Annotated in this window: 7 protein-coding genes; all 7 read left to right on the plus strand. The window is 34.9% G+C overall.

The window, feature by feature from the left end:
• The first annotated feature begins 1 nt into the window (after position 1).
• The gene (gene tmk, locus LJE08_RS06605; RefSeq protein ID WP_227402757.1) at positions 2–634 is read left to right on the plus strand and encodes a dTMP kinase; all 633 of its coding nucleotides are present in this window, start codon (positions 2–4) and stop codon (positions 632–634) included.
• A complete protein-coding gene (locus LJE08_RS06610) occupies positions 627–1,541 on the plus strand; it encodes a DNA polymerase III subunit (protein WP_117925769.1) in 915 nt (304 codons plus the stop codon). The genes tmk and LJE08_RS06610 overlap by 8 nt, the downstream gene beginning before the upstream one ends.
• Positions 1,541–2,374 (plus strand): regulatory iron-sulfur-containing complex subunit RicT, encoded by an 834-nt coding sequence (gene ricT, locus LJE08_RS06615; protein ID WP_117925771.1) that lies wholly within the window; start codon positions 1,541–1,543, stop codon positions 2,372–2,374. Before LJE08_RS06610 ends, ricT begins: the two co-directional genes overlap by 1 nt.
• Positions 2,367–3,212, plus strand: a complete 846-nt coding sequence (gene rsmI / locus LJE08_RS06620; protein WP_227402758.1) for a 16S rRNA (cytidine(1402)-2'-O)-methyltransferase — start codon at positions 2,367–2,369, stop codon at positions 3,210–3,212. Before ricT ends, rsmI begins: the two co-directional genes overlap by 8 nt.
• 115 nt (positions 3,213–3,327) lie before the next feature.
• Positions 3,328–5,010, plus strand: a complete 1,683-nt coding sequence (locus LJE08_RS06625; protein ID WP_227402759.1) for an ABC transporter substrate-binding protein — start codon at positions 3,328–3,330, stop codon at positions 5,008–5,010.
• 440 nt (positions 5,011–5,450) lie between these two features.
• Positions 5,451–7,109, plus strand: coding sequence for an ABC transporter substrate-binding protein (locus LJE08_RS06630; RefSeq protein WP_227402760.1), 1,659 nt, complete (start codon positions 5,451–5,453; stop codon positions 7,107–7,109).
• A gap of 73 nt (positions 7,110–7,182) precedes the next feature.
• A partial coding sequence (locus LJE08_RS06635; RefSeq protein WP_255650318.1) for an MATE family efflux transporter occupies positions 7,183–7,502 on the plus strand: 320 nt, incomplete at its 3' end.

The raw sequence follows: 7,502 nt of genomic DNA on the forward strand, positions 1-7,502 counted from the left end.
TATGAAACAAGGTGTATTTATAACATTTGAAGGAAATGATGGATCAGGAAAAACAACCGTATGTAAAGCGGTACAAGAAGAATTGATCAAAATGGGATACGACTGCATTTATACTCGTGAGCCAGGCGGAAGCAAGATTGCTGAAGCCATTCGTAATATATTATTAGATGTAAACAATACAGAAATGGATGATCGTACAGAAGCATTATTATATGCGGCAAGTCGTAGACAACATTTAAAAGAAGTTGTTCTTCCAGCATTGGAAAATAAGAAGATCGTATTGTGTGATCGCTTCATTGATTCAAGTTTGGCATACCAAGGAATTGCACGAGGAATAGGTTTAAAAGAAGTATGGGATATCAATCAGTTTGCGATTGATGGATGTATGCCTGAAAAGACTCTATTTTTATCCGTTAGTGTAGAAACGGGTAAAAAACGTATGAATCTTCGTGGCGACTTGAATCGTTTGGACCAAGAAGAAAGTTCATTCCATAAAGCTGTGCGTCAAGGCTATGAAACATTAGTATCCATGTATCCAGAGCGTATTGAAGTGATTGATGCCGAGCCTTGTAAGGAAGAGGTTTTAAAAAGTGCCATGGAATGTGTCTTAAAGGTAATCAAAGAATATGAATAAAGAGTATCTAAAAAAGGCACAGCCAATCGTTTATCAGACATTGTCAAACGCTTTAAAAAATAAAAAAGTTGCGAATGCCTATTTATTTCACGGACCAAAAGGTTCAAGTAAATTAGAAACAGCCATCTTATTTGCCCAAAGTATTGTGTGCGAACATACAGATTTTGATGGTTTTGCGTGTCAAGAATGTGAAAGCTGTAAGCGGATAGAGAATGAAGAATCTTTAGATTACATGATTGTATCGAATGATCGTATTAAAAAGAAAGATATAGTGGATTTACAGGCATTTTTTGAATCAACGAGTGCAGGAAAACAAAATGCCAGAATCTATATTCTAGATCATTATGATAAGGCTACGCCAGATGCTTCAAATAGCTTGTTGAAGTTTTTAGAGGAGCCAAGTGAAGGGATTTATGGTATATTAATTGCGGATGAAAAATCCAATGTATTACCGACTATTCAATCTAGATGTCAGGCTATTTGTTTTAAGCCGGAAAGCTGTGAACACTTGTTGCTTGAAAATACAAGTGAAGAAAACGCAAAGATGTTGGCTGAATCTGGATATACGTATGATAAGGCTATTGAATTGTTGTCTTTGCCTGATTTTGAAGAGTTAAAACAAGTTGCACTTGAATATATTGAGCATGCATCTTCTTTTGCACAAATTGAAAAGATGCAGACAAGTGTATTTGTGAGTAAGTCTGAACGCATGAATAAGGATTGGATACAATTGTGGATTCAATGGGTTTTATTCTATGTAAAAAATGATAGGGTAAATTTACCTTTAGAAAAAAAAGTAAAACTATATTCGATTTTGATTGAGAATATGGATATGTTATATCGACCAGTCGATTTAGGTTTATTTATGGATAAGCTTTATTATGATATTAGGAAGGCTGTGATTTAGTGAATACAGAAGGAAAGGTAACATATAAATATATTGTTTATATTCAGTTTGAAGAATCAAAAAAAGCCTACACTTTCGGGTCAAATGTAAAATACTATACAAATGATATCGTTGTTGTAGAAACGGTACGTGGGCAAGAATTAGGAAAGGTTTGTGTCCCTACCGTTGATTTTGATGCTTCCAAAGTAAAAGGAGATATCAAGCCGGTATTGCGTAAGGCAACACCCGAAGATATTAAGTGTAAAGAGGAAAATGTAGAAAGAGCTAAAGAAGCTATGAAGATTTGTCACGAGTGTGTCGCAAATTTGAAGTTGGATATGCATTTGATTAGTTCTGAATATACATTGGATCGTACAAAAGTTATTTTTACATATGTATCTGATGATCGTGTAGATTTTAGACAACTATTGAAAGATCTAGCACAACACTTACATTGTCGTATAGAATTAAGACAAGTGGGTCCAAGAAACAAGGCTAAAATTGTCGGTGGAATTGGAAACTGCGGTATGGAGTGCTGCTGCTCAAGATTCATGTCAGATTTTGATACGGTATCAATCAATATGGCTAAAAACCAGTTGTTGGCATTGAATATTCAAAAGTTGAGTGGACAGTGTGGAAAACTAATGTGTTGTTTACGTTTTGAAAATGAAGAATATACAAGAATGCGCAAGGATTTGCCAAAAATCAATTCAACTGTGGCATATAAAGACAAGAAGTATCGTATTTCAAGTATGAACGTTCTTCAAAAACAGGCTAAGTTAGAGAACAAAGAAGAAGTCTTGTTTGTGGATTTCAAAGAATTGTGGCCAGACAAGGAATTAAATAATGATTAGACAGAAGAGTTTTGAATCGGATGTTTCCACATTGTATTTGGTTCCTACACCTATTGGAAACTTGCAGGAAATGACACCTAGAGCTTTGGATATTTTAAAAGAAGTGAGTGTCATTGCAGCTGAGGATACGCGTAACACAAAAAAACTTTTAATGGCATATGGAATTGATACAATGTTGATGTCGCATCATGAACATAATCAACAGGTCAGTATTCCTAAAATCATTGAACGATTAGAAAATGGCGAAAATATTGCGGTAGTTTCCGATGCAGGCTACCCTTTGGTTTCAGATCCAGGACAGAAATTAGTTCAAGAAACCATTTCGCATGGATTTAATGTGGTTTCTGTTTCAGGTGCCAACGCGGCTATGAATGCAATGGTTGCGAGCGGATTGAGTTGTTATCACTATTTGTTCTATGGCTTTTTAGACAATAAGAGTTCAAAAAGAAAGAAACAGCTAGAAGAAATCAAAACAATTCCTTATACAACTATTTTCTATGAAGCACCTCATCGTATTGAGGATACTTTACAAGATATGTTGGAAGTATTGGGAAATCGTCAAATGTGTTTAGCTAGAGAACTTACAAAAGTGCACGAAGAATATATTCGTGGAACGGTTGAAGAAGTGTTAGAAGTAGCGGCTACTTGTAAAGGTGAAATGGTTATTGTCATGGATGGCTTTAAACAAGATGACGTTGTATTTGATATGTATACAGCCATTACGAAAGTGGATGAATATATTGAATCTGGAATGCGTACAAAAGAAGCTATTGGTTTAGTTGCTAAAGAAATGGCTTGCAAAAAGAATGAATTATATGAAGCTTATCATAAAAGATAGGCTTTTTTCTTTTATATAAAACAAATTATATTGTTACAGAAATTAAATGAAAAAGTAATTGAAATAGTTACAGAAAATATTATAATGATTTACATAAAAGAGAAGAGGAAGAATTATGAATAAGAGAAGTGTATGTGCCCTAGGTATGGCATTTGTACTTGCAGGATGTTCTGCAGGTGGATCAGGTTCTGGTAAAGAACAAACATTAACAGTTGGATTGTTTACAGAAATGAATGGAGATTTTTCTCCCATGTATTATCAAACGGTAAACGATCACAATGTAGTTAACTTGGTATATCAAGGATTATTGGCATATGACAAGGATGCCAATTTAGTTCCAGAATTAGCAGAGGAACTACCTACTATTAGTGATGATGGAACAACAATGACATTTAAATTGAAGAAAGGTGTTAAATTCAGTGATGGATCTAAATTTACTTCAAAAGATGTAAAGGCAACGTTTAGCGTTATGGCCGATCCAAGCTATACAGGACGTTTTTCAAGTAATGTTGATTTCTTAAATGGATATAGCGAATATCATGATGGAGATGCCAAAGATGTCTCAGGTATTGAAACACCGGATGATTATACCGTTGTATTCCGCATGTCTAAACCAAAAATCGATGCAGAATCGACTTTGGGAACACAAAAAATTTGTAGTGCAAAAACATTGAAGTATAAGAAGGGAAAAACTTCGAATGTTGAAAAGAACAATAGTAATCCTATTGGAACAGGTCCTTATAAATTAAAATCATTCTCTAAAACAGAGGGAGCTTCATTGGATCGAAATGAAAATTTTGAAGCCAAAGATGGAGAATATCAGATTTCTAAGATTATGATCAAGAAAACGGAGACTTCGACTGAAATCAAAGAATTAGAAAATGGAACTGTCGATTATATTCCAGATGTAGTAGATGCGAATAAAATCAACACAGTAGCCAAAGACAAAGATAAAGGTTTGACTATGGATTCGTATCCAAGTGATCGTGAAGACTTCTTGTTTATGAATACAGCTGCAGGGGCATGTCAAGATCAGGCAGTACGTCAAGCTTTGGCTTATGGATTTGATCGTGAAGCCTATATCGCAAGCTATTATAAATTAGATGATAAAGATGCCAAATTGGCATATGTACCAGGCTTGTTTGGTAACCCAGTATCTGGCGAAAATAGTGCATATGTTCGTGGTGAAGAAAAAGTTGATGGGGCTACTTATTATGATTATGATGTAGAAAAGGCAAAACAAATTTTAGACGATGCGGGATGGACTGTTGGTAGTGATGGTATTCGTGAAAAGAATGGTCAAAAATTAAGCATTAAGTTCTTGGCTGTAAAAGAAAAAGATGCGATGGATACAATGATTCCTATGTTACAAAAACAATGGGGCGAACTTGGTGTCGACTTCAAGGCAAACACAATGGAATTTAATACAGTTATTTCAACTGTAGGTGATGATTCAGCTGTTGGTGATTGGGATGTATCTTATTTAGGAAACTCTTTTACAAGCCCTGAAGATACAGGCGTTGATTACTTTATTCAATCACAAGGCGTAAATAACTTTGCTCGTTTAAAAGATGATGAATTAGATTCATACTTAGCTGCAGGTGCTTATACAGCTGATAAAGAGGCTTCAGCTGCTGCTTACTTAAAGGCTTATGTTCGTCAAGCAGAACTATGTGCATACTTACCAACAGATGGTGTACAAACGTATTGTTTACGTAATAAGAAAGTAAAAGGTTTGAAGACTTCTTCTACATTTATTTGGTCACAATCAATGGCTACAGCTTATATTGACGATTAATACGAAAGGGATATGGAGACATATCTCTTTTTCTTGAAAAAATGTAAATAATTTGAAAAAATGTTGAAAACAGATTTTGTTTGGTGTATCCTATAGACAACCGATGCGAAAGAGATCAAACTAAGGACCGGATACAAAGAGATTCTAGTCAGGGTGGAAGCTAGATTATTACGACTTAGCAAATGGACTTTCAAGGGCAAGGTGAAAAGTGTTTCTGAGTAGCTGCGACGTGTTCCGTGCGTTAAATGGATCGAATGTGATGGCATTCTAGAGGTGGGTATAAGTATACCAATTCAGGTGGTACCGCAGATTATTTTGATATTCTGTCCTGTGTCAAATTTTTAATTTGATGCAGGATTTTTTATTTATAAGGAGAGTGATGAAAAGTGTTAGCTGACTGGTGGTGGTACAAAGAATAAATAATTAGGAGGTAAAAGAGAATGTATAAAAATTTATTAGCATGTGGAATGGCTTTGTTGATGTGTGGATGTAGCGCAAAAGCTGCAGGTAATGATCAAGTGTTGACAGTTGGGTTGAGTTCAGAAATGAACGGAACTTTTTCGCCCATGTATTACCAAACGACAAATGATTCTTATGTCGTTGATTTGGTTTATCAAGGGTTGTTGAAATACAACAAAAAAGGAGAGTTAGTTGCAGATTTGGCTAAGTCCTTACCTGAAATCAGAGAAGATGGCAAGACAATGACTTTTAAATTAAAGAAAGGCATCCATTTTAGTGATGGATCCAAGTTTACTTCAAAAGATGTGCAGACAACATTTACCATTATGGCCGATCCAAGCTATACAGGTCGTTTTGCGAACAACGTTGATTTTTTAGATGGTTATAGTGAATATCATGATGCAGATGCATCTAGCTTTACTGGAGTTGAAACACCAGATAATTATACAGTTGTTTTCCATTTGGATAAGCCTAGAATTGATGCGGTTTCTACACTTGGAACACAGAAGATTTGTAGTTCAGAATATTTAAATTATAAAAAAGGAAAAACAGAAAGTATTGAAAAGAAGAATGGTAAGCCAATTGGAACGGGCGCTTATGTGTTAAAGAAGTTTGAGAAGACAAGTGGAGCTAGTTTAGTTTCAAATTCAAAGTTTAAGGCGAAAAAAGGACAGTATCAAATTTCTAAGATTATGATTAAAAAGACTGATACTTCAACAGAAGTCAAAGAATTGGAAAATGGAACAGTGGACTATATTCCGGATGTGATTGAGGCAAATAAAATTAAATCTGTACAAAAAAATAAAAGTTTATCTGTTGATTCTTATCCGAGTGATCGTGAAAGTTTTATTATCTTTAACTCTTATGTGGGAGCTTGTAGTGATGTTGCGGTAAGAAAAGCCATCGGATATGGATTTAATGCGCAAGAATATATTGATAATTACTATCAAATTGATGGTATGGCTTATAAGCCTGGTACTTTTGGAAATCCTGTTTCTTTAAATAATGGAAAAATGATTCGTAATGAAGAAAAAGTAGATGGTGTCACTTATTATGATTATGATGTTGAAAAGGCAAACCAAATCTTAGAAGATGCAGGATATACATTGGCAGATGATGGATATCGTTATAAAGATGGTGAAAAATTAACGGTTCGTTTCTTGGCAAATAAAGATAAGGATTCTTTGGATTCTTTGATTCCGGTTTTACAGAAATGCTTAAATGCGATTGGAATTGATTTTAAAGCCAATACAGTTGAATTTAATACGGTCATCAATACTGTGCAGGATGATGCTCAAACAGATAGTTGGGATGCAACATATCTAGGTTTCTCTTATGGCTCACCAGACGATACAGGCATTAACTTTATTTTAAGAACAGGTGCTACAAATAACTTTGGTCGTTTGAGTGATGAACAACTAGATGCTTATCTAGATGCTGGTATGTATACATCCGATAATGATGTATCTAAAGAGAATTATCATAGTGCTTTAGTTCGACAAAGTGAATTGTGTGGTTATTTACCTGTAGACTCTACTAAAACATATTGCTTAAGAAACAAGAATATCAAAGGAATGCATACAACATCTATTTATAATTGGGCTCAATCCATTGCGACGGCTTATATTGTGAATAAATAACATATGATGTATCCTAATGGATATTAGGGCAAAATATAGTCCTGTACTAACTTAATGTTGGTGCAGGATTTTCTTGTATGGGGAGGGTTTTTATTTCTTAGGTGGTTTCTCTTTATTTTTATTTATATCTTTCTTTAACCAAAATCCAGAAGTAATTGCGATTGGAGTAGATCGTGCTAAAATTTGTGCCTTCTTCTATGTTCTTTTAGGCTTTTCACATGTGGTTTCTAGCCTTTTAAGAGGATTGGGACGTCCTGTGATGCCAATGGTGGTCATGCTTGTATGTTGGTGTGCTGTTCGTGTGGTTGTTTTAATGACGATAGGACAGAGCGTACACAGCTTGTATTTAACGCATTGGCTATATCCAATTACGTGGGGATTGAGTTCAATTGT

This window comes from Holdemanella sp. DFI.5.55 (genome assembly GCF_020593575.1).
GTDB lineage: Bacteria > Bacillota_I > Bacilli_A > Erysipelotrichales > Erysipelotrichaceae > Holdemanella > Holdemanella hominis.